Annotated in this window: 26 protein-coding genes and 1 rRNA gene; 12 read left to right on the forward strand and 15 right to left on the reverse strand. The window is 69.7% G+C overall.

Annotation, left to right across the window (positions count from 1 at the left end; genetic code table 11):
- On the reverse strand, window positions 1-175 hold a 175-nt coding region (locus MKL09_RS07775; protein ID WP_409566906.1), incomplete at its 3' end, for a 1-deoxy-D-xylulose-5-phosphate synthase N-terminal domain-containing protein.
- A 263-nt stretch (window positions 176-438) separates the two neighbouring features.
- Between MKL09_RS07775 and MKL09_RS07780 the strand changes: the two genes are divergently transcribed.
- The 4 genes from MKL09_RS07780 (at window position 439) to ettA (ending at window position 3,728) form a co-directional block, all read left to right on the forward strand.
- Window positions 439-675, forward strand: coding sequence for a hypothetical protein (locus MKL09_RS07780; RefSeq protein ID WP_244019326.1), 237 nt, complete (start codon window positions 439-441; stop codon window positions 673-675).
- Window positions 666-1,556 carry a DNA/RNA non-specific endonuclease gene (locus MKL09_RS07785; RefSeq protein WP_244019327.1) on the forward strand — a complete coding sequence of 297 codons (891 nt, stop codon included), beginning with the start codon at window positions 666-668 and terminating at the stop codon, window positions 1,554-1,556. Before MKL09_RS07780 ends, MKL09_RS07785 begins: the two co-directional genes overlap by 10 nt.
- 8 nt (window positions 1,557-1,564) lie before the next feature.
- Window positions 1,565-1,876 (forward strand): hypothetical protein, encoded by a 312-nt coding sequence (locus tag MKL09_RS07790; RefSeq protein ID WP_244019328.1) that lies wholly within the window; start codon window positions 1,565-1,567, stop codon window positions 1,874-1,876.
- A gap of 199 nt (window positions 1,877-2,075) precedes the next feature.
- On the forward strand, window positions 2,076-3,728 hold the full coding sequence (ettA, locus tag MKL09_RS07795) for an energy-dependent translational throttle protein EttA (RefSeq protein ID WP_244019329.1): 1,653 nt from the start codon (window positions 2,076-2,078) through the stop codon (window positions 3,726-3,728).
- A 461-nt stretch (window positions 3,729-4,189) separates the two neighbouring features.
- Here the strand turns inward: ettA and MKL09_RS07800 are convergent, their stop codons facing one another.
- Entirely contained in the window at window positions 4,190-5,137 is a 948-nt protein-coding gene (locus MKL09_RS07800; RefSeq protein WP_244019330.1) for an NAD-dependent epimerase/dehydratase family protein, read from the reverse strand.
- A gap of 333 nt (window positions 5,138-5,470) precedes the next feature.
- Between MKL09_RS07800 and MKL09_RS07805 the strand changes: the two genes are divergently transcribed.
- Window positions 5,471-6,661 carry an OpgC family protein gene (locus MKL09_RS07805; RefSeq protein WP_244019331.1) on the forward strand — a complete coding sequence of 397 codons (1,191 nt, stop codon included), beginning with the start codon at window positions 5,471-5,473 and terminating at the stop codon, window positions 6,659-6,661.
- A 69-nt stretch (window positions 6,662-6,730) separates the two neighbouring features.
- Window positions 6,731-6,892 carry a DUF2256 domain-containing protein gene (locus tag MKL09_RS07810; protein ID WP_244019332.1) on the forward strand — a complete coding sequence of 54 codons (162 nt, stop codon included), beginning with the start codon at window positions 6,731-6,733 and terminating at the stop codon, window positions 6,890-6,892.
- Window positions 6,893-6,895: 3 nt separating this feature from the next.
- Here the strand turns inward: MKL09_RS07810 and MKL09_RS07815 are convergent, their stop codons facing one another.
- The 4 genes from MKL09_RS07815 to MKL09_RS07830 are packed head-to-tail and all read right to left on the reverse strand — an operon-like array spanning window position 6,896 to window position 9,528.
- On the reverse strand, window positions 6,896-7,489 hold the full coding sequence (locus MKL09_RS07815) for an NTP transferase domain-containing protein (RefSeq protein WP_244019358.1): 594 nt from the start codon (window positions 7,487-7,489) through the stop codon (window positions 6,896-6,898).
- Window positions 7,482-8,507, reverse strand: a complete 1,026-nt coding sequence (locus MKL09_RS07820) for a molybdopterin-binding protein (RefSeq protein WP_244019333.1) — start codon at window positions 8,505-8,507, stop codon at window positions 7,482-7,484. Before MKL09_RS07820 ends, MKL09_RS07815 begins: the two co-directional genes overlap by 8 nt.
- Window positions 8,504-9,205, reverse strand: a complete 702-nt coding sequence (locus tag MKL09_RS07825) for an XdhC family protein (RefSeq protein WP_244019335.1) — start codon at window positions 9,203-9,205, stop codon at window positions 8,504-8,506. The genes MKL09_RS07820 and MKL09_RS07825 overlap by 4 nt, the downstream gene beginning before the upstream one ends.
- Window positions 9,205-9,528 carry an XdhC family protein gene (locus tag MKL09_RS07830; protein WP_244019337.1) on the reverse strand — a complete coding sequence of 108 codons (324 nt, stop codon included), beginning with the start codon at window positions 9,526-9,528 and terminating at the stop codon, window positions 9,205-9,207. Before MKL09_RS07830 ends, MKL09_RS07825 begins: the two co-directional genes overlap by 1 nt.
- A 259-nt stretch (window positions 9,529-9,787) precedes the next feature.
- Between MKL09_RS07830 and MKL09_RS07835 the strand changes: the two genes are divergently transcribed.
- Window positions 9,788-11,155 (forward strand): ATP-binding protein, encoded by a 1,368-nt coding sequence (locus MKL09_RS07835; RefSeq protein WP_409566907.1) that lies wholly within the window; start codon window positions 9,788-9,790, stop codon window positions 11,153-11,155.
- Window positions 11,156-11,161: 6 nt separating this feature from the next.
- Here the strand turns inward: MKL09_RS07835 and MKL09_RS07840 are convergent, their stop codons facing one another.
- Complete coding sequence (locus tag MKL09_RS07840; RefSeq protein WP_244019339.1) at window positions 11,162-11,392, reverse strand: hypothetical protein; 231 nt, start codon at window positions 11,390-11,392, stop codon at window positions 11,162-11,164.
- Between the two features lie 236 nt (window positions 11,393-11,628).
- On the opposite strand from MKL09_RS07840, the gene MKL09_RS07845 reads away from it, so the two are divergent.
- Both MKL09_RS07845 and MKL09_RS07850 read left to right on the forward strand, forming a co-directional pair.
- Window positions 11,629-11,820, forward strand: a complete 192-nt coding sequence (locus tag MKL09_RS07845) for a hypothetical protein (protein WP_244019341.1) — start codon at window positions 11,629-11,631, stop codon at window positions 11,818-11,820.
- Between the two features lie 26 nt (window positions 11,821-11,846).
- On the forward strand, window positions 11,847-13,028 hold the full coding sequence (locus MKL09_RS07850; RefSeq protein ID WP_244019343.1) for a pyridoxal phosphate-dependent aminotransferase: 1,182 nt from the start codon (window positions 11,847-11,849) through the stop codon (window positions 13,026-13,028).
- Window positions 13,029-13,215: 187 nt separating this feature from the next.
- On the opposite strand, the gene MKL09_RS07855 is transcribed toward MKL09_RS07850, so the two are convergent.
- The 3 genes from MKL09_RS07855 to MKL09_RS07865 form a co-directional block, all read right to left on the reverse strand.
- A complete protein-coding gene (locus tag MKL09_RS07855) occupies window positions 13,216-14,292 on the reverse strand; it encodes an esterase (protein WP_244019345.1) in 1,077 nt (358 codons plus the stop codon).
- Between the two features lie 111 nt (window positions 14,293-14,403).
- Complete coding sequence (locus MKL09_RS07860; protein WP_244019347.1) at window positions 14,404-14,916, reverse strand: tellurite resistance TerB family protein; 513 nt, start codon at window positions 14,914-14,916, stop codon at window positions 14,404-14,406.
- An 83-nt stretch (window positions 14,917-14,999) separates the two neighbouring features.
- Window positions 15,000-15,350: a hypothetical protein gene (locus MKL09_RS07865; RefSeq protein ID WP_244019349.1), complete on the reverse strand. Its 351-nt coding sequence runs from the start codon at window positions 15,348-15,350 to the stop codon at window positions 15,000-15,002.
- 248 nt (window positions 15,351-15,598) lie between these two features.
- Between MKL09_RS07865 and MKL09_RS07870 the strand changes: the two genes are divergently transcribed.
- The gene (locus MKL09_RS07870) at window positions 15,599-16,483 is read left to right on the forward strand and encodes a transglutaminase-like domain-containing protein (protein WP_244019351.1); all 885 of its coding nucleotides are present in this window, start codon (window positions 15,599-15,601) and stop codon (window positions 16,481-16,483) included.
- Between the two features lie 147 nt (window positions 16,484-16,630).
- Here the strand turns inward: MKL09_RS07870 and MKL09_RS07875 are convergent, their stop codons facing one another.
- Window positions 16,631-17,659 carry an alpha/beta hydrolase gene (locus MKL09_RS07875; protein WP_244019352.1) on the reverse strand — a complete coding sequence of 343 codons (1,029 nt, stop codon included), beginning with the start codon at window positions 17,657-17,659 and terminating at the stop codon, window positions 16,631-16,633.
- A gap of 189 nt (window positions 17,660-17,848) precedes the next feature.
- Between MKL09_RS07875 and meaB the strand changes: the two genes are divergently transcribed.
- A complete protein-coding gene (meaB, locus tag MKL09_RS07880; RefSeq protein ID WP_244019353.1) occupies window positions 17,849-18,835 on the forward strand; it encodes a methylmalonyl Co-A mutase-associated GTPase MeaB in 987 nt (328 codons plus the stop codon).
- A gap of 175 nt (window positions 18,836-19,010) precedes the next feature.
- Window positions 19,011-19,388, forward strand: coding sequence for a CsbD family protein (locus MKL09_RS07885; protein ID WP_244019354.1), 378 nt, complete (start codon window positions 19,011-19,013; stop codon window positions 19,386-19,388).
- 47 nt (window positions 19,389-19,435) lie between these two features.
- Here the strand turns inward: MKL09_RS07885 and MKL09_RS07890 are convergent, their stop codons facing one another.
- From MKL09_RS07890 to rrf, 4 genes are all read right to left on the reverse strand, one after another.
- Complete coding sequence (locus tag MKL09_RS07890) at window positions 19,436-20,221, reverse strand: 3-hydroxybutyrate dehydrogenase (protein ID WP_244019355.1); 786 nt, start codon at window positions 20,219-20,221, stop codon at window positions 19,436-19,438.
- A 98-nt stretch (window positions 20,222-20,319) separates the two neighbouring features.
- Complete coding sequence (locus MKL09_RS07895) at window positions 20,320-21,825, reverse strand: sensor histidine kinase (RefSeq protein ID WP_244019356.1); 1,506 nt, start codon at window positions 21,823-21,825, stop codon at window positions 20,320-20,322.
- Entirely contained in the window at window positions 21,822-22,517 is a 696-nt protein-coding gene (locus tag MKL09_RS07900) for a response regulator transcription factor (RefSeq protein ID WP_244019357.1), read from the reverse strand. The genes MKL09_RS07895 and MKL09_RS07900 overlap by 4 nt, the downstream gene beginning before the upstream one ends.
- A gap of 359 nt (window positions 22,518-22,876) precedes the next feature.
- Window positions 22,877-22,992 (reverse strand): 5S ribosomal RNA (gene rrf / locus MKL09_RS07905).
- Between the last annotated feature and the right edge of the window lie 4 nt (window positions 22,993-22,996).

Consider the following 22,996-nt stretch of genomic DNA (forward strand, 5'->3'; position numbering starts at 1 on the left):
CGGTGAGCTCGACCACGCCCAGGCCCGAGCCGAGATGGCCGCCGGTGATCGACACGGCGTCGATCATCTCGGCCCGCACCGCGTCCGCCACCGCCTGCAGCTCGGATTCGGGCAGCTGCCGAAGCGCGGCCGGCTCCGGGACACGGTCCAGCAACGCCGCGTGGTCAGAGGATATCGCCAAGGATCGCATCCGCTTGTTCGAGTGTGGCGACGGCCCCGTCATGCGGGCTCCCAGAGGGAATTTTCGCCGTCACGACGCTAGCACCCGGGGGGCGCGCGTTCATGCTAGAACCGACCCGTCCGCCGCTGTCATGATAGTGCAGGTACGGACGATCGGCGGCGCGATCAATGTCGGGCCGTCGATTTTTTCAGTCACGTGCTCTTACCGCCACATGAGGTCCGCTCTTGAGCCCGGCTCGTCTGTGCACAATTCTGCTCATGCTGGCGATTACCCTCGCCGGCCAAGCTTATGCCGGCCAAGCTTACGTCAGTCCGCGCCCGCCGGACGGCAACCTCGATTTTCCGTGCAACTTCCTCGGCGCCTGCCCGGAGCGGGTCTCCCCCGGCGGTCCCGACCGCGACGCGCGGCCGTTCACCCGCAGCCTCGGCCGCCCCTGCGCCTGGCGGGAGCGTCCGACCCCGGAGGGGCCCCGGCGGGTGCGGGTATGCTGGTAAGGCGGACACGTGGGCTTTTCGTCGCGGCCCTGGCCGTCCTGGCCCTGGCGACCTCGGCCGAGTCCCAGGAAACCTGCCCGGCCCTGTTCGCGAATGGGCTGGCGCCGGTCCTGACCAACGCGAAGCTCGCCGCCCGCACGGTACCGCTCTGCTTCGAGGCCTTCGCGGTCCTGCATTCGGGGGTGACGCGCACGCCGCTCTATGCCGCCGAGCATCTCACCCGGGCCAGCGTCGCCGATGCCCGCACGGTCGCCCGGGACGATTCATTCCACGAGGAGACGCGGCTGCCGGATGCGGAACGCGCCTCGCTGGAGGATTACGTCCGCAGCGGCTTCGACCGCGGCCACCTCGCCCCCGCGGGCGACATGCCGACCTTGAGCGCCCAGGCCGAATCGTTCAGCCTGGCCAACATCGTGCCGCAGAACCGGGTGCTCAACCGCGGCCTCTGGGCCGATATCGAGGAGGGCACGCGGCGCCTGGCCACCCGGCGCGGCGAGATCTTCGTGGTCACCGGGGTGATCTTCTCCGGGGATTCGGTGCAGCAGATCAAGGGCGGCGTGCTCGTGCCCACCCAGCTGTTCAAGGCGCTCTACGACCCGGCGAGCGGCGAGGCCGGCGCCTACCTGGCCCGCAACGACGACGCCCGGAACTGGCGCGCGGTCTCGATCGACGCGCTGACCCGCGAAGCCGGGATCGACGTGTTCCCGGGCCTGCCCGCCGCCGCCCGGACCAACGCGATGACCCTGCCCGATCCCCAGTCCGGCGCGCGCTCGGAGGGACACCGGGCCCGGCCCGAGCAGAGCTGGCAGGACTGGCTCGGCCACGAACTCCACCGCGCCGCGCGCAAGCTCCTGCGCGACCTGCTGCGCTCGATCTTCTGAGAGGGACCATGCCCGAGGACAAGCCAAGCCGCCGGAAGCCGAAGGCGGAGGCGGAGGCGGAGGCGGAGGCCTTCGAGCCCTTCGCCGACGATGCCGCCGTGCGCAACATCGGCGCCCTCAGCTTCGAGAACGGCACCGACCGAATCGCCCTGCACGGCTCCCTCGACCTCACCCGGGACAAGGCCGGACTGGCGCAGGCCCGCCAGCTTCAGAGTACCTTCGACGCCATCGTGAAGGTACTCGAGGCCGGCGATCTGCCCGAAACGGTCGCCGAGGCGCCGGACTCGGCGCCGAAATCCGTGGCCAACCCGTTCGCCTGAACCGCCGCCGCGCCGCCGCCACGCCGCCCTGCCTCCCGGCGGTGCATCCTTGCCGGTGCCCGGCGGGCCTGATACTCGGTCGGGGACATTCTGATATCGTGGGGAACGCGCGTACGGGACGGGTCCAAGGCCCCGGGCCTGACCCGTGCCGCTGGCACACACCGCGCAGCCCCCGACAACGCGCCGAGGACGATCCGCGATGGCTCGCGAATTCATCTACCACATGCGGGGACTCACGAAGTCCTACCTGGGCGGCAAGAAGGTCCTGGAGGACGTCAACCTGTCGTTCTACCCGGACGCCAAGATCGGCGTGCTCGGCATCAACGGCTCGGGCAAGTCGACCCTGCTCAAGATCATGGCCGGCATCGACTCCGAATGGACCGGCGAGGGCTTCGTCGCCCAGGGCGCCCGGGTCGGCTACCTGCCCCAGGAGCCGCAGCTCGACCCCAACAAGTCGGTCCGCGAGAACATCATGGAGGGCGTGGCCGAGAAGCAGGCGCTGCTCGACCGCTACAACGAACTCGCCATGAACTATTCCGAGGAAACAGCGGACGAGATGACCGCGCTCCAGGACCAGATCGAGGCGGCCAATCTCTGGGAGCTCGACTCCAAGGTCGATCAGGCCATGGAGGCTCTGGGCTGCCCGAGCGACGAGCAGCCGGTGGCGACGCTGTCGGGCGGCGAGCGCCGCCGCGTGGCCCTGTGCAAGCTGCTGCTCTGGGAGCCGGAGCTGCTGCTGCTCGACGAGCCGACCAACCACCTCGACGCCGAGACCGTGAACTGGCTCGAAGGGCACCTGAAGACCTATCCGGGCGCGATCCTGATCGTGACCCACGACCGCTACTTCCTCGACAACGTCACCAGCTGGATCCTGGAGCTCGATCGCGGCCGGGGCATCCCGTACGAGGGTAACTACTCGGCCTGGCTGGTGCAGAAGCAGAAGCGCCTCCAGCAGGAGGGCCGCGAGGACATGGCCCGCCAGCGCTCGATCGCCCGCGAGCAGGAGTGGATCGCCGCCTCGCCCAAGGCCCGGCAGTCGAAGTCCAAGGCCCGCATCACCCGCTACGAGGAGCTGGTCGCCAAGCAGAACAACAAGGTCGACGCCGCCGCACAGATCGTCATCCCGATCGACGAGCGGCTGGGCAACAACGTCATCGAGTTCGAGCACCTCAACAAGGCGTTCGGCGACCGCCTGCTGATCGAGGATCTCTCGTTCAAGCTGCCGCCCGGCGGCATCGTCGGGGTGATCGGCCCGAACGGTGCCGGCAAGACCACCCTGTTCAAGATGATCACCGGCCAGGAGAAGCCCGACGGCGGCAAGATCGCCATCGGCGAGACTGTGCATCTCGGCTACGTCGACCAGTCGCGCGACGCCCTCGACCCGAACGCCACGGTTTGGCAGGAGGTCTCGGGCGGCAACGACATCATCTATTTCAACAAGCGCGAGATCAATTCCCGCGCCTATTGCGCGGCCTTCGCGTTCAAGGGCGGCGACCAGCAGAAGAAGGTCGGCACCCTCTCGGGCGGCGAGCGCAACCGCGTCCACCTCGCCCGGACGCTCAAGGGCGGCGCCAACGTGCTGCTCCTCGACGAGCCGACCAACGACCTCGACATGGAGACCCTGCGCGCCCTCGAGGACGCGCTGGAGGATTACGCCGGCTGCGCGGTGATCATAAGCCACGATCGCTGGTTCCTGAACCGCATCGCCACGCACATCCTCGCCTTCGAGGGCGACAGCCACGTCGAGTGGTTCGAGGGCAACTTTTCCGACTACGAAGCTGACAAGATGCGCCGGCTCGGGGCGGACTCGCTGATGCCGAAGAAGATCAAGTACAAGAAGTTCTCGCGGTAGGAATCGGTCTCGGCCTTCGGGCCGGGACGGCCCGCGCGGCGTCTTCGCGCGCTTGTGCGGTCAGTAACAGAGGATCGCCGGACCCTTATCGGCGCCCCTCCAACCCGACATCCTCATCCTGAGGTGCTTCCGCATAGCGGAAGCCTCGAAGGAGTTGTCCGGGGATCGCGCGGCCTACTGGATGCCTCCTTGGAGGCCTCCGCTTCGCTTCGGCACCTCAGAAGCTGTAAGTTTTCCTATTCGTCGAGGACGGAGCGCGACAGGCCCCCTCTCCCGTGCGGGAGAGGGTTGGGGTGAGGGATCAGGTCTTTCCGGAAAGGTCGCATCCCTCACCCTATCCCTCTCCCGCACGGGAGAGGGGACCCGCGCCTCGGCTTGGCACGCAAGCCTGCCTGTCGGTCAAAAGACTAACGGCCTGTCGGGATAAGGGCGTGAATGGGGTCGGGTTGTAGAAAAACCGGTTAGCCCACCCGCGCCCGCGCCTCATCCAGCATCGCCGCCAAGCTCTGCGCCAGGGGTATCGCCGGAACCCAGCCTGTGGCGCCCGTGAAGGCCGAGGGGTCGCAGCCCTGGCTGCGCAGTCCGGCGGGCCGGGTCCGGCCCGGCACCACCCGGACGGTGAAATCCGCCTCGGTCAGACCGCGGAACGCGTCGAGGATCGCCGAGACCGGCGTCACCACCCCGGTGCCGACGTTGTAGATGCCGCCATCCGGAAGGTCCTCGGCCCGGTCTAGGACGCGCAGGCACGCCGCGGTCACGTCCGAGACGTCGATGAAGTCGCGCGCCGCCGCGATGTCGCCGACCTCCAGCGTCGGCGCCGCCAGGCCGCGCTCGATCCGGGCAATCTGGCCCGCGAAGGAGGCGGCCACGAAGGTCTCGCTCTGGCCGGAGCCGATATAGTTCGAGGGCCGCAGCACGAGGTGCTTCACGCCGGCATTGGCGAGCACGTCGCGCAGGATATATTCGCAGGCGTTCTTGGTCCGGCCGGAGATGGTGTCGGGCCGCGGTGTCACCGATTCGTCGGGCCGGGGCTTGTCGCGGAACGCCTCGCCGTAGACCACCGTCGAACTCAGGAACACCAGGGTCGCCCGGGTCCGCGCCACCGCCTCGGCGAGGTTGAGCGTGCCCAGCAGGTCCGCCCGCCAGGCATAGGCGGGGGTCTCGCTCGACCGGGCGACTGACGCCAGGGCGGCGAGGTGGAATACGAATGTCGGGTCGAACGCCGCGACCGCCTCGGTGAGCTTGCCGGCCTCGAACGGATCGACGTCGAGGACGCTCACGCCGTCGAGCGGCGGAAGCGGGCGGCGGTCGATGCCCAGGATGCGGCTTTCAGGGGGAAGATCCCGGCGCAGCGCCTCAAGCAGGCGGCGGCCGAGAAAATCGCTGGCTCCGGTGACGAGGACGCGCATGAACCCTGCCCTTCCCCGGCACCCGCCGGGATCGATCCGCCGCCTCTATACGCCGATCATCGGCGATGCGCGCGGGCTTGGGTGCGGTGCGACGCCGATCCGCCTCCGCCGAGCTTGAACGCTGCCGGTGTCTGGCGGACATGCGCCACGCCATTCCGAGAACCGCGGCCGAAGCGCGGTTGCGATGGACGGGATGCCGAACGTCCCACGCTCCGGAACAAAGCCACGTGATCGACGCGATCCCTGGCGGCATTGGAGTTCGCGTGGGCTATATTGCATTGCGGTGCACGCTTCGCGCCGCGCCCTACGAAAGAACGTCCCGGTAATGGCTGCGTGAAGAGCCTCGACGACCTTGAGCGGGCGCCCTTCGGCGGCGGCAGGATGGCACCGGCACGGCGGGCCGCCCCGGACACAGCGCCCGCACCCGTACCGGTTCCGAAAAAGCCCGTCCGGGACGCCCGGGTCGATGTGCTGCGTGGCTTCGCGCTGCTGATGATCTTCATCGACCACATCCCGCGCAACGGGCCGGCCCTGTTCACCCTGCACAATCTCGGCTTCTCGGACGCGGCCGAGATTTTCGTGCTGCTCGCCGGGTACGCGTCGATGGTGGCCTATGGCGGGCTGTTCGGCCGGGCCGGAGCCTGGCCGACCCTGGCGCGCATCACCCGGCGCTGCCTGCGGATCTACCTGTTCCAGGCCGGGCTGCTGCTCGCCACCCTGGTCATCGTCCGGATCTGGATGGATCTCACCGGGCTGACGCCGCGCTTCGGCGTCGCGCCGCTGCTGCAGATGGGACTGCTGCCGGGCCTGCTGCGCGGGCTCGCCCTCAACGCCCTGCCCAACTATCTCGACATCCTGCCGCTCTACATCCTGCTGCTGGCCCTGTTCCCGGTGGTGTATTTCGGGATGCGGCGGGGAATCTGGGGCGTGCTGGCGCTCTCCGGCACGCTGTGGCTCGCCGCCAATGTCGACCACACCCTGAACCTGCCCAACGCCGCCGCCGTGGACGACGGCTGGTACTTCAACCCGTTCGCCTGGCAGTTCCTGTTCGTGATCGGGGCGGCGCTGGCGGTGGCGGTCCGGGCCGGGGACGGCCTCCTGCCCTGGCGCGGCTGGACCGCTGCTGCGGCCTTCGCCTACCTGGCCTTCGGTTTGCTGCAGGGCGGCTCATGGTCGGATTGGGGCCTGCCGGATCTTCGGCCGTTGGCGATCGGGGCACCGGACAAGAGCCACATCGCGCCGCTGCGCCTTCTGCATATCCTGGCCTTGACCTACCTGATCTTCAGCGCGCCCGCCGTGCGGCGCCTCTCCGGATGGCGGCCCCTGCGGCTGATCGATGCCTGCGGCCGGCACTCCCTGGAGATCTTCGCCGCCGGCTGCCTGGCGGCGCTGATCGGGCGGATTCTCTATCGCACCTTCGACGCCACTTGGCCGCTCCAGATCGCGGTGAACCTGGCGGGGCTGGCGGTGATGCTGGGCTTGGCCAAACTGCTGGACGCCCGCGCCGTGGCTCCACGCCGCTGAGCGGATCCCGGAACGGACCCGGCCCAGGTCCGTTCCGCCCCCGCATGTCGGAGACCGGAGTCGCAGGAAATGCCGCGGATGCGCCGCAAGGGCGACCTTCCAGAGAAGCTGTGCGTCCAATGCGGCCGGCCCTTCGCCTGGCGCAAGAAGTGGGAGCGCGTCTGGGACGAGGTCCGCTACTGCTCCGATCTCTGCCGGGCCGAGGCCAAGAAGGCCGGCGCCAAGCGCTGAGGCTCAGGCGTAGTCGGCATCCCGCAGCGCATCCGGGGTGTCGATATCGAGGGCGGTGGCCGGATCGCCCGGGATCTCCAAGATATCGGGTCGGTCCCGGAGCAGCGGCCCGGCGCCGTGGTCGCCGGTGAGCCGAGTGATCTCATCCGCCAGCATGCGCAGATTCAGGAGCACCGGGTTTCCGCGCCGGCCGTCTTGGACCGGGACGACGGCGGCGGGCGCCGGCGACGCGTTTGCGAACGACTCGGCGAGGCGGTCGATATGGACTTCGGCGATGCGCGGCATGTCGCCCAGCACCACCACCGCCGCGTCGCAGGAGCCCGGGAGCGCGGCCACACCGGCGCGCAGCGAGGTGGACAAGCCGACGTGAAAATCCAGGTTCTCGACGAAAGCCAGATCGAGCCCCGCCAGCGCCGCCCGGACCGCGTCGGCATGGGCGCCGAGCACCACGACGACCGGCCGTGGCCGGGCGGCCAGCGCTGCTTCCGCGGCATGGCGGACCAGCGGCTTGCCGTCGAGCGGCGCCAGCATCTTGGGCTGCGAACCGAACCGGGTGCCGAGGCCCGCCGCCAGCAGCACGATGCCGATTTCAGGCATCGGCATCCGCAGCCTCGCCGCCGGCCCGGGGCTGCGGCCGGGAGACGATCTCCATCAGCAACCCGCCGACCCCGAGTGCGACGATGTCGGCCCGGGTCACGGCCAAGTCCGCCAGCAGCCGGTGCAGGATCCAGTCGAAGCCGTTCTCCTTGGGCGAGCGCGCGCAGCCCGGAGCGCCGACCACCGGCACGCCGGCCCGGCTTCCGATCAGAAGCAGGTTCCCGGGATCGACCGGCATGCCGAGATGCTCGACTTGGCCGCTGGCCGCCGCGATGCCGGCCGGGATCACGTCGCGCCGGTCGGCGATGGCCGAGGCGCCGAACACGACCACCAGATCCGCTCCGTTGTCATCGATCGCCCCGGCGAGCGCCGCCGCCACCGACTCGGCCGCGTGCGGAACCCGAGTCTCGGAAACGATTTCGGCGCCCGTCGGCGCGAGGCGCTCGGCCAGGACCCGGAGCGTCCGATCGATGGTGGTCTCCTTGAGGCTCGGCAGGCGGGTCGACACCACGCCGACGCGCCGGCGGCGATAGGGCGCCACCGCCAACGCGCCGGCCGTATCCGCCGCGCAGGCCCGGGCCAGCACGGCACCCGGCACGGCATAAGGAATGATCTTCACGGTGGCGACCATCTCGCCTTCCACCACCGGCTTGAACGGCGGCAAAGTCGCCACCGTCACCGCCTCGTCGACGGCGTTGACCGCGTCGATCCGCGCCGGCGCCAGGGTCAGCACACCGGCGGTCTCGGCGAACAGGTTGCAGCGGCCGGTGAACGGCGCCTCCGCGCGCAGGTTATCGCCGCGCAGGTGGGCGGCAAGCCGCGCCGCGGCATCATCCTCGCCGATATCACCCGGTTCGAGAGCCACCGCCACGATTTCGGCCAGCCCCGCCCTGTCCAGGTTGATCGCGGCGTCCTGAGGGATCACCGCGCCCTTGCGCAGGGTGATGCCGTCGCGCCGGACCGTGTGGGCGCTGATCAGGCCGGCCGCCTCGGCGACCGGCACGGGGCCGAACCTCACGCGACCTCCGGGGGGGGGGCCCGGCGGAGCGCCGCCACGATCTCGGCCAGCACCGCGAGCGCGATCTCGGCCGGGCTCACGGCCCCGATGGCGAGCCCGATCGGAGCGCGGATCCGACCGATCTGCTCGGGCGAGAACCCGGCCTCCGCGAGCCGGGCGGTGCGGGCCGCATGGGTCTTCCGCGATCCGAGTGCCCCGACATAGAAGCATTCGGCAGTGAGCGCGGCCTTCAGCGCCGGATCGTCGATCTTGGGATCGTGGGTCAGGGCAGCCAGCGCGCAGTAGCGGTCGAGGGGCGGCACGCGGCTGCCGAGGGCGGCGTCGGGCCATTCGGCCACGAGCTCCACGCCCGGGAAGCGCTCCGGGCTCGCGAAGGCGGTGCGCGGGTCGATCACGGTCAGCGCGAGGTCGAGCCCCGCCGCCATCGGCGCCAGCGCCTGCGAGATGTGGACGGCGCCGATCACCACGAGGCGGACCGGTGGGACCTGCACGGTCAGAAAGGTCTGGCGGCCGTCGATCTCAACCAAGCCGCTCTTGCCCGAGGCCAGGTGCTTGCCCAGCACCCCTGCTAGCGGATCGGGGGCGATCTCGGCCTCGCGGACGAGGCGCTGCGTCCCGTCGGCCAGGTCAGTGACCAGGATCGTCGCTCGGCGCGCGGCGCGCTCGGCGTTCAGGACCTCCAGGATCTCGGCGCGCATCAGTCGATCCGCTCGACGAAGACCCGGATCCGGCCGCCGCAGGACAGCCCGGCCCGCCAGGCGGTCTCATCGGCGACACCGAATTCGAGAATGCGGGGCGACCCGGCGTCGATCACCTCGATCGCCTCGGTGATCACCGAGCCCTCAACGCAGCCGCCGGAGACGGAACCCAGAAAATTGCCGTCGGCATCGACTACGAGATGGCTGCCGATGGGTCGCGGTGCCGAGCCCCAGGTCTCGATCACGGTGGCCAACGCCACGGCGCGGCCGTCCCGCCGCCAGGCGGAGGCGGCAGCGAGGATGTCTGTATCGGTGCTGAGCATGGCCCTCGAGACCTTGGCCGGCGGGTGCCCCCCGCCTGCATCAGGTATGGCCCGCGCGCCGTCGTACAAGGCGCGCCGATGCCGTTCCCCGGTCGCCTTGGCCGATCGTGGCGCGGGTGCGATAACATCCCGCCCCCAGCATCCACCCACCCCATGTCCGCCCCATGACACGGCCCCCACGCTGCCAGTCGCGGCCCCGTCTCGGTGGCCTCGGGCGCACGAGCCCGTGAACGCCCCCGATCCCGGCCTGGCCCGCGCCCTGCGGACCGATCCGCCGCGGCCGCGCTCAGGCCCGCACCGGCTGTGGAAGCGTGTCAGCCGCGCCATCGGCGACGCGCTGCCGAAGGGGCTCTACGCCCGGTCGCTGATCATCATCATCGCGCCCGTGGTCCTGCTCCAGTCGGTGATCGCCTACACGTTCATGGAGCGGCACTGGCAGCTCGTGACCAAGCGTCTGTCGGCGGCCGTGACCGCCGACGTGGCCGCGCTGATCGACATCTACGAGAGCTACCCCCAGGATCGGGACGCCGAGACGCTGTCGCGCATCGCGGCCGAGCGGCTGAACCTCGATCTCGACATCCTGAAGGGCGCCAAGCTCCCGGCCCAGGGGCCGCGGCCGTTCTTCTCGATCCTGGACGAGGCCTTGTCCGACGAGATCCGCCGCCAGATCCGCCGGCCGTTCTGGATCGACACGGTCGGCCGCTCGAACCTGATCGAGATCCGGGTGGCGATCCCCGACGGGGTGATGCGGATCACAGGCCGGCGCAGCCAAGCCTACGCGTCGAACTCGCACATCTTCCTGGTCTGGATGATCGGCTCATCGCTGGTGCTGCTCGGCGTCGCGATCCTGTTCCTGCGCAATCAGATCAAGCCGATCCTGCGGCTCGCCGCGGTGGCGGAAGGGTTCGGCAAGGGCCGGGAGATCGAGTTCCGGCCGCGGGGAGCCCGGGAGGTGCGCCAGGCCGGCCACGCCTTCATCGAGATGAAGCGGCGCATCGAGCGGGCCATGGAGCAGCGCACGACGATGCTCAACGGCGTGAGCCACGACCTGCGCACCATTCTCACCCGCTTCCGCCTGTCCCTGGCGCTGGTCGAGCAGACCAGCGAGATCGAGGATCTCAGCCGCGACGTCGATGAGATGAGCCGGATGCTGGAGGGCTACCTTGCCTTCGCCCGCGGCGATTCCGCCGAGCCGGCCGCCCCCACCGACATGCGGACCCTTCTGGAAGACCTGCGCAGCGACGTGGAGCGCTTGGGCGCCCACGTCTCCGAGGTGAACCTGGCAGGCGCGCCCGAAGTCACGGTGCGCCCGGGCGCGTTCCGGCGTTGCCTGTTCAACCTCGCGGCCAACGCCGCCCGCTACGGCGAGACGGTGGCGATCTCCGGCCGCCTGGAGGCTCGCGCCTTCTACGTCTCGATCGACGATGACGGGCCCGGCATCCCGCCGGAGAGCCGCGAGGAGGTGTTCAAGCCGTTCGTCCGCCTGGACGATTCCCGGCAGGATGCGGGCGGATCCGGGCTCGGGCTGGCCATCGCCCGGGACATCGCCCGGGCCCATGGCGGCGACATCGCCCTGCACGAGAGCCCGATGGGCGGCCTGCGGGCGACGGTCCGGGTGCCGGCCTGAGGCCGGTCAGGCGTCGCTCGGCCCGCGCAGGCGCTGGATTTCGGCCTGGGTGTTGCGGATGAGATGGTCGATGCTCGACGCATCGAGGCCGGCTCGGCCGAGGCGCTCGCGCAGGGCCGCCTCGCCGTTCCAGGCGTAGCCCGCCTCGTTCGGGAGATGACGCTGCAGCAGCGAGCTGACGACGCTCTGGCGCCGGTAGGCAGGATGCCGCAGCAGCCGGCCGATTTGGGCCGTCAAAATATCAAGCGGCGATACATTTGGCCCGTTGCCTTTCGACGAGACCGCTGATGGGCGCATACTGGCATCTCCTCCTGAAAAGCCAGTATCCAACCAAATTCTTGCGCTTACGTGAGCGACGCGACGCTCCCGCGAAAAACTCCTGGATCCGGGGTCCCAACCTTTGCAGCACGGTGGTATGCAGGCGCGACGCCATTGAGCCGCGGCCAACCGCGCGCCGGATCCGAGTGCCCCCCATGAACCCGCTCGTCCCCCTGTTCATCCTCCTGTCCCTGCCGCTCGCGGCGATCGGCCTCGTGCTCTACACCGACACGGGCATCGAGCCGGCGCTGTTCTACGCCTCGGTGAAGACCTTCGTGATCCTGGGCGTGATCGCCGGGGCCATGTCGTTCGGCGCCATGAAGCTCTCTGAGCGCACCAAGCACTAAAGCCTTCACGTCCCGCGGAGAGCGCGATGCTGCACGTCGTCCCGGCCTTCTCGCGCATCGGCGAGGAGAACGCGTTCGCGGTGCTCGCCCGCGCCCAGGCGCTCTCCGCCCAGGGGCGGGACGTGATCAACCTCGGCATCGGCCAGCCCGACATGTCGACGCCCACCCACGTGGTCGAGGCCGGCATCAAGGCCCTGCGCGACGGGCACCACGGCTACACGCCGGCAACCGGCATCCCGTCCTTACGCGAGGCGGTGGCCCGCGACATCCACCGCCGCCACGCCGTCGAGGTCTCGCCCGAGTCCGTGATGATCGTGCCGGGCGGCAAGGTCACCATGTTCATGGCGATCCTGATGTTCGGCGAGCCCGGCGCCGAGATCCTGTATCCGGATCCCGGTTTCCCGATCTACCGCTCGATGATCGAGTTCACCGGCGCGACGCCGGTGCCGGTGCCGATCCGCGAGGCCAACGGATTCGCCTTTTCGGCGGCCGAGACCCTGGCGCTGATCACCCCGAAGACCCGCCTGCTGATCGTCAACTCGCCCGCCAACCCGACCGGCGGCGTCACGCCCAAGGCCGAGATCGACGCCCTGGTCGCGGGGCTGGCCGACCACCCCGACGTGGCCGTGCTGTCGGACGAGATCTACGGCACGATGACGTATGACGGCGAAGCGCATCACTCGCTGCTGAAGTACGAAGAGATCCGCGACCGGCTGATCTATCTGGACGGCGCGTCGAAGACCTACGCGATGACCGGCTGGCGGCTCGGCTGGTCGGTCTGGCCGAAGCCGCTCTACAATGCGGCCCGGAAGCTCGCGGTCAACGCCCATTCCTGCGTGAACGCCTCGACCCAATGGGCCGGCATCGCGGCGCTCGACGGCCCACAGGATTGCGTGGCCGAAATGGTCGCTGAGTTCGACCGGCGCCGCGCGATCGTGGTCGAAGGCTTGAACGCCCTGCCGGGCGTGTCGTGCATCGCACCGAAGGGCGCGTTCTACGCCTTCCCGAACATCGCCCAGACCCGCTGGAAGGCCAAGCCCCTGGCCGCCACCCTGCTGGAGGAGGCGGGCGTCGCGGTGATCGGCGGCCCGGATTTCGGAATCCACGGTGAGGGTTATATCCGCCTGTCCTACGCCAACTCGGCCGAGAACATCCGCCGGGCGCTGGAGCGGATGGGGCAGTTCTTGACCGAGCGGAAGCCGGGCTGACCGCCGCGTCACGACCCCACGTCCAACCCTCGACCTCATCCTGAGGTGCTGCGCAGCAGCCTCGAAGGAGCCTTCCAGGGATCGCGCGGCAGGCTGGAGAGCTCCTTCGAGGGCTTCGCTGCGCTACGCCACCTCAGGATGAGGGGGTGATTGGGAGGACGGGCCGGTTACGGCGCCGGCTGCCCGTTCAAGATTTCCCCGCCCGCTTCTCGATCCAGCCGGCCAGCCAGTCGGCGATGTCGAGGCTGTTCTTATCCTGCATCAGCATGTGCGAATTGCCGTGGATGCCGATCTCCGGCAGCAGGATCAGCTCGGCCCGGCCGCCGGCCGCGTTCGCCGCCGCCACGAAGCTGCGGCACTGCTTGAGCCGGGGGGCCCAGCGCGGCGAGGCGTCGACGAAGTCGCCGAACAGGACCAGGATCGGCAGGTCCTTGTAGGGGACGAGATCGTCCTTGGCCGGGTCCGGGCAGGCGGCGGGCTCGATCGCCACCAGCGCGCGGATGCCGGTGCGGTCGAGGGCGGCGGTCTGGAACGGGTAGATGCCCGATTGCGAATGCGAGACCAGCACCGCGCCCTTCAGCCGCTTGGCGAGCTCCGACAGGGCCGGCACGGTCGGGTTCGGCACCGGCAGCGCGGCGGACCAGTCGGCGACCATCTGCTTCCAGAACTCACCCTGGGCCTCCAGGGGGAACTGCATGCCCGGAAACACCTTCGGGTATTCGGGCCCGAACCGGAAGATTGCCCAGGCCGGCTCGCGCCCGGCGGAAAAAACCGGCGGCAGGGATTCAGCCTCGGCCTTGCCCATCTTCACCGCGTCGATCTGGGCCGGGCTGATCGCCGAGCGGCCGCGCCAGGCCTGGTCGATCACGTAGGTCGGGAAGCCCCGGCGGACGAAGAACTCGTCCCAGCCCATACGGCCGTCCGGCGTCGTCTCCCAGGTCTTGCCGGTGAGGCAGCAGCCGTGGATCAGCACCAGGGGCGGCCGCACCGGCTCCACCGGGATCTGATAGCGGACATAGACCTGATCGACCGTGATCGTCCCGGACGGCGCGTAGGCCGGCAGGGTCGAGAGCGTGTCGGACTGGATGTCGCGACCGCCGACGAAGAAGCTGCCCTGGCCGGCGAGCGTCAGGGGGCTCGGCGGTGGATCGGCAGCGCGGACGGGGACGCTCATCGCGGTCAGGCCTCCGGCGAGCAGGGCTGCGGCGAGGGTGCGGATGGCCCGCCGCGCGCGGGATCGGGCGGGCAATGGCAGCGTCGGCATGGAACGTCCCGGCCTTGAGCGGCCGGGACGCGTCCGCCCGGATCACCGCCCGGTCAGGCTAGCACGAAGCTCGGCCGTCGCGGGAGATGCGTAGCCGGAAATGAATCCCGGTCAGGCGGCGATGTCGCGCTCGATCCGTGCGGTCGCCTCGCCAGGCACGTCGAGGGCCTCGGCCAGCATCTTCAGGAACTGGCGCTCCTGGAGCGTGTCGGGATCGATGGCGAGCCGCGCCGCCGTGTAGATCCGCGCTGCCGCCTCCGGCTCGTCCACCCGCTCGGCGATCTCGTCGATCTCGGCGGGGCTCTCCAGCTCACGATCGAGCCAGGCCCGCCCGTCGGAGTCGAGGCCGGCTCCGGCCACCGCTGCATCGAGGCGCTTGCGCTCGGCCGTGTCGACCATGCCGTCCGCGATGGTGGCGGCCACCATCGCCCGGAGCATCAGCCGCGCCTCGTCCTCGTCGACCTTGGAAAAATCCGGGCCGCCCTGTTCCGGCGGCGCGGTGCCGCGCAGGGCCCGGTAGGCGAGCCCGCCGATCAGCGCGAGGCCGCCCAAAGCCGCGCTGGCCGCGATGCCGCCGCGCCGGGACCGCACCAGCGCATCCACGATTCGCCTGCTGTCCGCCATGTCCATCCTCCCGGGTTGATTCCGAATCGGATCGGAAACCCCCGGGAGGCAGCCAAGTTCAGGTGCAAGTTCAGGCGTTCGTTTCAGGCGTCGGCTTCGTCGTCCTCGTCCGCCTCGTCGATATCGACCAGGAAGACGATGTCGGCCTCGTCCTCGTCGTCGTCCTCGGCGGAGTCGCCGCCGGCATGGTGCTTGTCATCGGTGAACTCGCCCTCGCCGTCATCCTCGGCGAGGGCATCCTCGAAGATCTCGATCTCGTCCTCGTTGGCGGCCCGGATGATGAGGGGCGCGGTGCCGTTCCAGAGCGGCCTGCCCTCGCTCGTCATAGTCCGGATGTCTTCCTTGAAGCCCTCGCAGGTGAAGAGGTCCTTGGCGGACGCCTCGTCGCTGTTGATCACCGCTACGGCGGTGCCCTCGATCTCGAGCGTGAACATGGCCGGCATCCTTCTCGTAACCGTCCTTGGCGCGCCCGGTCAGCGGGATCGCGCGCGGGTGCGACGCACCGCCCCGGGGAGAAATGCCTAAGCTTACCCCGGCGGTCATGAGCGCCGCGCGCGGATGCTGTAGGGGTGAACCGGACGCCCGCCAAGCCCGTCTCGTCCACGCCGCCCCGAAACCCGTGGCGCGAATCCTGCCGGGCGGCGGCGAGACTGAAACCGGACGGGAAGAAGGATCACCGCGGATGCGGATCAGGCTCGGCTGCGAGATGCGCTACGCCTTCCCCTATCCGGTGCCGATGGTGGTGATGCTGAACGTGCATCCCACCCGGGCTGACGCCCTGAAGGCGCCCGACACGCTCCACACCGATCCGCCGGTGCCGGTGGATCTCTACCGCGACGGCTTCGGCAACCTGTGCGGCCGGCTGACCGCGCCGGCCGGGGGCTTCACCATCGGGACCGACGCGGTGATCGGCGATGACGGAAGCCCGGACCCGGCACACCCGGAGGCCGAGCAGCACGCCATCGAGGCCCTGCCGGCCGAGACGATCGTGTTCCTGCTGCCGAGCCGCTACTGCGAATCGGATCTGCTGGCCGACGAGGCCTGGCGCCTGTTCGGCCATATCGAGCCGGGCTGGGGCCGGGTGCAGGCGGTCTGCGACTTCGTCCACGACCACATCGCGTTCGGCTACGAATTCGCCCATGGCGACCGCACGGCCCAGGATGCCTATGCGGGCGGGCGCGGCGTCTGCCGCGACTTCACCCACCTGGCCGTGGCCTTCTGCCGCGCGCTCAACGTGCCGACTCGCTACTGCACCGGCTATGTCAGCTTCATCGGCGAGCCCGAGCCGCACCCGGCCGGCGACTTCGCGGCCTGGATGGAGGTCTATCTCGGCGGGCGCTGGCACGTGTTCGACCCGCGCAACAACAGCCCGCGGATCGGCCGGGTGATGGTGGCCTACGGCCGCGACGCCGCGGACGTGCCGCTGACCCACACGTTCGGCCCCAATCCCCTGGTCGGGTTCCGGGTCTGGGCCGATCGGATCGACCACCTCGACGCCTCCGGCGACGCCGAAATCCTGCCCGAGGAGCCGTTGCCGCCGCAGAGCATGGCGACCCGGACGGGGTGAGGCGACGCCGAAAACGGAAGAAATCCCGGTTTCAAAAGGTCCGGGACCTTTTGCGGATCCAGGGCGGAGCCCCAAACCGGCTCGTGGGCTCCGCCCCCGAACCCCGCCAAAGGGCACGCCCTTTGGAAACCCGCTTCTTCCAGCGTCCTACACCCCCGCCCCTCGGGCGATGGCGCGCTTGACCACCGCCTGCACCTCCGGGTTCGAGAGGAACAGGTCGTGGTTGATCAGGCCGCCGCCGTAATCGGAGGCGTCGGCGACACGCACGCCCAGAGCCTCCAGCTTGGCGCGGTCGGCCGCGCCGGCCCGGACGCCGCCTGCGATAGCCGCTGAGAGTTCGAGGGCGCGGTCGTTGGTCGAGGAGATCACGGTGATCTTCGACACGTCGGGGCCGAGCCGGGCGACGCCGTTCGAGAACAAATCGAAGTCGATGTCGGGGGCGGCCAGCACGACCGCGCCGATGCGCGACATCGCCGCCTCGCCGGCCTCGGCACGCAGCATGCGGATGGTCTCGAGGGTCAGCAGCGTGCCCATCGAATGCGCGACGATGTTGATGCGCCCGCCGCTCGGCGTCGCCGTAATGGCCTTCAGCAGGTCCTCGAAGGCGTCGCGCGACCAGAGCGCGCTCTCCCGGTCGTAATTGTAGTCGAAGGTGGCGGCGGCCGACGGCCAGGTGAACAGGCCCGACACGCCCCGGAACCGGATACCGTCGGACAGGCGCGCCGCGCTGACCGCTGCGGATTCGAACGATTCCCGGTAGCCGTGGACGTAGATCAGCACGTCGCGGCCCAAAGCCGCCTGCGCGAAGGCGTCCGCGGCGCCCGCCCCGGTCTCGGTCTTGGGCACCGCCCCGATGGTCCAGTCGCCGGTGATCACCGCCGAGACTTTTCCGAGCAGCGACCGGTCGGGGGGCGACAGGCGCACCTCGGCGAAGCTGAGGCCGCGCCCGCGCTCGGAGTTGAAATACGGCGGCCGGGGCGGCGTGCCCACGGGCTTGCGCGTCGTGGCCACCAGCAGCACCGGCATGACGTCCAGCGCCGATTGCTTTTCGGGCAGGCTTCCGGAGGTGCCGAGGTCATCGGTGACACAGGCGCCGAGGGACGGGGCGAGCCCCGCAGCCCCCGCGAGGGCACCGATCCGGAGGAGTGCGCGGCGTGAGACGGTCTGGCTCGACATGATCCGGGTGCGTTCGGGCGGGGCGCCAACCGTCGCGCAGGATCGTGACCATGGCGGGGCACGATCTGCGAATGGCCCTGTGGAGTGCGGGCACGGCGCAGCTTGTGACGCCGCGGACACAGGCGCCGGTCCCCCGCGCTCTGCGCGTAGCCCCTCGACGGCAGCGCGAAGCGCCGCCATGAAGGGTTCATGACGCCGTCCATCGATATCGAGAGCCTGCGCGCGCGCCTGCTGGCCGGCGACCGCGCCGCCCTGGCCCGGGCGATCACCCTTGCCGAGTCGAAACGCGCCGACCACCGGGCGCTCGCGGCCACGCTGATCGACTCGGTCCTGCCGGAAACCGGCAAGGCGATCCGGGTCGGTATCACCGGCGTGCCCGGCGTCGGCAAGTCCACCACCATCGACGCCCTCGGGTCGAACCTCACGGAGGCCGGCCACAAGGTCGCGGTGCTCGCCGTCGATCCGTCCTCGTCGCGCACCGGCGGCTCGATCCTCGGCGACAAGACCCGGATGGCCCGGCTCGCGCACGATCCCAAGGCGTTCATCCGCCCGTCCCCGTCCTCGGGCACGCTGGGCGGCGTCGCTGCCAAGACCCGCGAGACCATGCTGCTCTGCGAGGCGGCGGGCTTCGACGTGATCCTCGTGGAGACGGTTGGCGTCGGCCAGTCGGAAACCGCGGTAGCCGACCTCACCGACTTCTTCCTGGTGCTCATGCTGCCCGGGGCCGGCGACGAGCTCCAGGGGATCAAGAAGGGTATCCTCGAACTCGCCGACATGATCGCGGTCAACAAGGCCGATTCCGGCGAGGCCGAGCAGCGGGCCAACGCCGCCGCTTCCGAATACCGCGCCGCCCTGCACATCCTCACCCCCGCCTCGGCGACCTGGACACCGCCGGTGGTGACGATCTCGGGCTTCCACAACCTGCGCCTCGACGCCCTCTGGGCGAAGATCGTCGATCACCGGGAAAAACTCACCGCCACCGGCGAGATCCAGGCGAAGCGCCGGGCGCAGGACGTGAAATGGATGTGGGCCCTGGTCCACGAGCGGCTGCACCAGCGCCTGGTTGGCTCGCCGGAGGTCCGGCGCAGCACCGCCGAGGCCGAGGCCGGCGTGGCACGGGGCGAGACCTCGCCGGCCGCGGGCGCGACGGCCATCGCCGAGCTGATCGGGCTCTGACCCGACGCCTCCGCCTCAGGGCCGGCGTTTACCCTGATGACCGCTACCTGGGCCGAGCCGCAGAAAATCGCCACGGCGCGGTGCGCAAACCCGGTCTCGCGCGTTCGCTGCACGACGAGAAATTATGCGGCACCTCCTCTCGTACCGGTGCCGCGGTCACGTCGAGGAGAGTATGATGGTGGATACGGATCGGATCGTCGGCGGCGCCAAGGAAGCCCTCGGCAAGGTGCAGGGTGCGGCCGGCGACTTCGTGGGCTCGAACCGGGACTCGGTGGAAGGCCGGGTTCGCGACGTCCAGGGCCAGGCTCAGAACGCCTACGGACAGGTCAAGGACAAGGCCCGGGACATCGCCGACAAGGCGAGCGACTATGCCGATGACGCCTATGACCGGTCCCGCGATGTCGCGGGTGACGTCTACGAGCGGGGCGGCTCCTACCTGCGCGACGGCCGCGCCGCGGTCGGCGCCCGGGTCGAGGAGAACCCGCTGGTCGCGCTGCTGATCGCCGGCGCGGTCGGCTACGGCATCGCCCTGCTGTTCCACGGGCGCCGCTGATCGCAGGCGGCCTCGCTGCATACCGGCGAGGCCGCTTCCTTACGGCCTTACTGTGCGGTCCAGCCGCCATCCATGCTGATGTTGGCGCCGGTGATCTGGCTTGCCGCGTCGGAACACAGGAAGACCGCCAGTGCGGCCACCTGATCGACGGTGACGAACTCCTTCGTCGGCTGCGCCTTCAGCATCACGTCCTCGATGACCTGCTCCTTGGTCAGGCCCCGGGCCTTCATGGTGTCGGGGATCTGCGCCTCGACCAGAGGCGTCCAGACATAGCCCGGCGAGATGCAGTTCACCGTGATCCGGTGCGGCGCGAGTTCGAGCGCCGCCGCCTTGCTCAGCCCGCTGATCCCGTGCTTGGCCGCCACGTAGGCGGACTTGAACGGTGAGGCCACCAGCGAATGCGCCGAGGCCGTGTTGATGATCCGCCCCCAACCCCGGGCCTTCATGCCGGGGATCGCGGCATGCATTGCGTGGAACGCCGAGGACAGGTTGATCGCGATGATCTGCTCCCACTTCTCCGGCGGGAAGTCCTCGATCGGCGAGACGAACTGGATGCCGGCATTGTTGACCAGCACGTCGATGGCGCCGAACGCGGCCTCGGCCTCCCGCACCATCTCGGCGACGGCCTCGGGCTTGCTCATGTCGGCGGCCGAGTAATGCGCCTTCACCCCGTGCGCGCGCTCAATCCCGGCGCGGGTCTCCTCGATGGCCTGCGCGTCCCCGAAGCCGTTGATCACGACGTTGGCCCCCTGCGCCGCGAGGGCGCGGGCGATGGCGAGGCCGATGCCGCTGGTGGATCCGGTGACGAGGGCGGTCTTGGACGTGAGGGTCATGGGGCCTCCTGAGCTTCGTCCCGAAGGATGATGATCGACTTGCGGGACGAGACGACGCGCCGAGAGTGCGCTTTCCGGGTGGTGATCCCGTACCTGCCTCAAGGCCGGCGTGAAATCGACCCTTCCAGAGCGCTCCCCGCCGAAGCCGGTATCGGTTCGGCCGCGCCGTCACCCGCCTCGGCCTGGACGTGCACCGGGAACGCCAGTTCCACCCGCAAACCGGGCCGGTTATCGGAGAGCCGTAGCATCCCCCGATGCAGCCGCACCACGGCGTTGACCAGGCTGAGCCCGAGCCCGAAGCCCGGCCGCGACCGCGCATCCTCCAGCCGCACGAACCGCCCGAGCACCCGGCCACGTTCGGCTTCCGGGATGCCCGGCCCATGGTCGGACACCGCAAGGCGGATCGTCTCGCCGACCCGCTCGGCCTCCACGGTGACCCGGGCCTCCGCCCCTTCGGCCCCGTATTTCAGGGCGTTGTCGATCAGGTTGGCCAACGCCTGCCCGATCAGCTCGCGATTGCCCGCAATGATCAACCCGTCGCCGGCGCGCACGTCGAGCACCAGCCCCTGATCCTCGGCCAAGGCCTCGTAGAGTTCCCCGACCTCCGTTACAGCCGCACCGAGATCCACCGGCGCCAGGATCTCACGGGCATTGCCGGCCTCGAGCCGGGCGATCATCAGCAACGCGTTGAACACCCGGATCAACCCGTCGCTCTCCTCGATCACCGCCTCGAGTGCGGCGCGCAGTTCCTCGTGCGAGGCGGCTTTGCGCAGGGCCTCGTCGGCGCGGTTGCGCAGGCGGGTGAGCGGCGTCTTCAGATCGTGGGCGATGTTGTCGGAGACCTCGCGCATGCCGCGCATCAATTCGCCGATCCGCTCCAGCATCAGGTTGAGGCTGGCGGCCAGGCGATCCAGCTCGTCGCCGTTGCCCGCGACGTAGAGCCGTCCGTCGAGATCGCCCGCCATGATCGCCCGGGTGGTCTGGGTCATGGCATCGACCCGGCGCAGAACCCGGCTCGCCGCCAGCCAACCACCGATCACCCCGAGCAGCACGACCGCGGCCAGCGACGTGCCGAAGGCCCGGCCGATCACGGCACGCAACCGGTCGCGCTCCTCGGTGTCGCGCCCGACCAGGAGCCGGAACCCGCCCGGCAGGGTGAAGACCCGCACGATCGCCCGATGAGGTTCGGTATCGGAATCACTGCGGCCGTAGCGGGTCTCGCTCTGGCCCGGACTGGCCAGCACGGCGGCCGGGACATAGCCGACATTCCCGACCACGTGCTCGCCGCTCGCCGTGGTCACCAAATAGAGCGAGGCGCCGGGCTCCCGGGAGCGGCGCTCGACCACGGTGATCAGCCGGCGCAGGCCCCCGGCATTGTACTGCTCGGACAGGCCGTTGATCTCTGCATCGATGGTCGAGACGATCTGGTCGTCCAGCACCGCGCGGGCGTTCCAGGCGACGTAGCCCAACGCCAGGAAAGCGCAGAGCGCGAAGATCGCCAGATAGGCGATCGACAGCTTGAACGCGGTGGTCCGGAACAGCTTCTGGACGCGCGCTCCGACGGTCTCGCGCGGGATCGGCTCGACCGAAAAACCCGTGCTCACCCGGTGCTGCCTTCGTCGAAGCGCAGCACGTAGCCGGCGCCCCGGACCGTGTGGATGATCGGCGATGCGAAGCCCTTGTCGAGCTTGCCGCGCAGGCGCGAGACGTGGACGTCGATGACGTTGGTCTGCGGATCGAAATGGTAGTCCCAGACATGCTCAAGCAGCATCGTCCGGGTCACCACCTGCCCGGCATGCCGCATGAGGTATTCAAGCAGGCGGAATTCCCGGGGCTGGAGCACGATCTCCCGTCCGGCCCGGGTGACCCGATGGGACAGGCGGTCGAGCTCGAGATCGCCGACCCGGTAGCGGGTCTCCTCGGCGGCACCCGAGCCGATCTGCCGCCGGGCGAGCGCCTCGGTGCGGGCGAGCAGTTCGGAGAACGCGTAGGGTTTCGGCAGGTAATCGTCACCGCCGGCGCGCAAGCCCTTCACCCGGTCGTCGACTTGGCCCAGCGCCGACAGGATCAGCACCGGCGTCGTGACCGCCTGCTCGCGCAGGGAGCGGATCAGCGACAGCCCGTCGAGCTTCGGCAGCATCCGGTCGACGATCAGCACGTCGTACGCGCCCTCGCGGGCGAGCGCATAGCCGTCGAGCCCGTCATGGGCGCTGTCAGCGACGTGCCCGGTCTCGCGGAACGCCTTGACGAGATAGGCAGCCGCCTCCCGGTCGTCCTCGATGATGAGCAGTCGCATGGACCCAGTCCATAGCGCGGCTCGGGAAACGGGGGAACGCTGCTCTGTCACCACGGGCATCGCGAACACCCCTCCCCTCTCGGACGAGCGAACGGGCCGAGCCCCGGGGGGCGGATCTCGGCCCGCTCCGGAGCCGAGGACCTCGGAGGGCACGAGGTCGGATGCAGGCTCCGGCCGCGCGAGCGGCCATGAGACCGTGCCAAAACCCGAATTACCGGATGCTCGCGCCAGGATGACTTCGCGGTAAGGAAACCAACACAACACCAACGGCAAAAACGCGAACAGGCCGCCCCCGGTAGGGGCAGCCTGTTCGCGTTCGGTGATCGTGCTGAGGGAATGTGTGTGTTTGCGATGTGCGGGTCTGGCGGCGACCGACTCTCCCGTGCCTTGAGACACAGTACCATGGGCGCTGGCGTGTTTAACGGCCGAGTTCGAGATGGGATCGGGTTCTGGGCACGCCGCTCAAGCCACCAGACCGG

It is taken from the genome of Methylobacterium sp. J-048 (genome assembly GCF_022829515.1).
Taxonomy (GTDB): Bacteria; Pseudomonadota; Alphaproteobacteria; order Rhizobiales; family Beijerinckiaceae; genus Methylobacterium.

Excerpts from the sequence above, each read along its gene's own strand:
- meaB (WP_244019353.1), top strand. The coding sequence starts at position 17,849 with ATGACGCCGTCCATCGATATCGAGAGCCTGCGCGCGCGCCTGCTGGCC.
- MKL09_RS07900 (WP_244019357.1), bottom strand. The coding sequence starts at position 22,517 with ATGCGACTGCTCATCATCGAGGACGACCGGGAGGCGGCTGCCTATCTC.
- MKL09_RS07875 (WP_244019352.1), bottom strand. The coding sequence starts at position 17,659 with ATGTCGAGCCAGACCGTCTCACGCCGCGCACTCCTCCGGATCGGTGCC.
- MKL09_RS07800 (WP_244019330.1), bottom strand. The coding sequence starts at position 5,137 with ATGCGCGTCCTCGTCACCGGAGCCAGCGATTTTCTCGGCCGCCGCCTG.
- ettA (WP_244019329.1), top strand. The coding sequence starts at position 2,076 with ATGGCTCGCGAATTCATCTACCACATGCGGGGACTCACGAAGTCCTAC.
- MKL09_RS07780 (WP_244019326.1), top strand. The coding sequence starts at position 439 with ATGCTGGCGATTACCCTCGCCGGCCAAGCTTATGCCGGCCAAGCTTAC.
- MKL09_RS07885 (WP_244019354.1), top strand. The coding sequence starts at position 19,011 with ATGGTGGATACGGATCGGATCGTCGGCGGCGCCAAGGAAGCCCTCGGC.
- MKL09_RS07855 (WP_244019345.1), bottom strand. The coding sequence starts at position 14,292 with ATGCCGACGCTGCCATTGCCCGCCCGATCCCGCGCGCGGCGGGCCATC.
- MKL09_RS07865 (WP_244019349.1), bottom strand. The coding sequence starts at position 15,350 with ATGTTCACGCTCGAGATCGAGGGCACCGCCGTAGCGGTGATCAACAGC.
- MKL09_RS07890 (WP_244019355.1), bottom strand. The coding sequence starts at position 20,221 with ATGACCCTCACGTCCAAGACCGCCCTCGTCACCGGATCCACCAGCGGC.
- MKL09_RS07785 (WP_244019327.1), top strand. The coding sequence starts at position 666 with ATGCTGGTAAGGCGGACACGTGGGCTTTTCGTCGCGGCCCTGGCCGTC.
- MKL09_RS07850 (WP_244019343.1), top strand. The coding sequence starts at position 11,847 with ATGCTGCACGTCGTCCCGGCCTTCTCGCGCATCGGCGAGGAGAACGCG.
- MKL09_RS07830 (WP_244019337.1), bottom strand. The coding sequence starts at position 9,528 with ATGCTCAGCACCGATACAGACATCCTCGCTGCCGCCTCCGCCTGGCGG.
- MKL09_RS07810 (WP_244019332.1), top strand. The coding sequence starts at position 6,731 with ATGCCGCGGATGCGCCGCAAGGGCGACCTTCCAGAGAAGCTGTGCGTC.
- MKL09_RS07870 (WP_244019351.1), top strand. The coding sequence starts at position 15,599 with ATGCGGATCAGGCTCGGCTGCGAGATGCGCTACGCCTTCCCCTATCCG.
- MKL09_RS07815 (WP_244019358.1), bottom strand. The coding sequence starts at position 7,489 with ATGCCTGAAATCGGCATCGTGCTGCTGGCGGCGGGCCTCGGCACCCGG.
- MKL09_RS07790 (WP_244019328.1), top strand. The coding sequence starts at position 1,565 with ATGCCCGAGGACAAGCCAAGCCGCCGGAAGCCGAAGGCGGAGGCGGAG.
- MKL09_RS07825 (WP_244019335.1), bottom strand. The coding sequence starts at position 9,205 with ATGCGCGCCGAGATCCTGGAGGTCCTGAACGCCGAGCGCGCCGCGCGC.
- MKL09_RS07860 (WP_244019347.1), bottom strand. The coding sequence starts at position 14,916 with ATGGCGGACAGCAGGCGAATCGTGGATGCGCTGGTGCGGTCCCGGCGC.
- MKL09_RS07845 (WP_244019341.1), top strand. The coding sequence starts at position 11,629 with ATGAACCCGCTCGTCCCCCTGTTCATCCTCCTGTCCCTGCCGCTCGCG.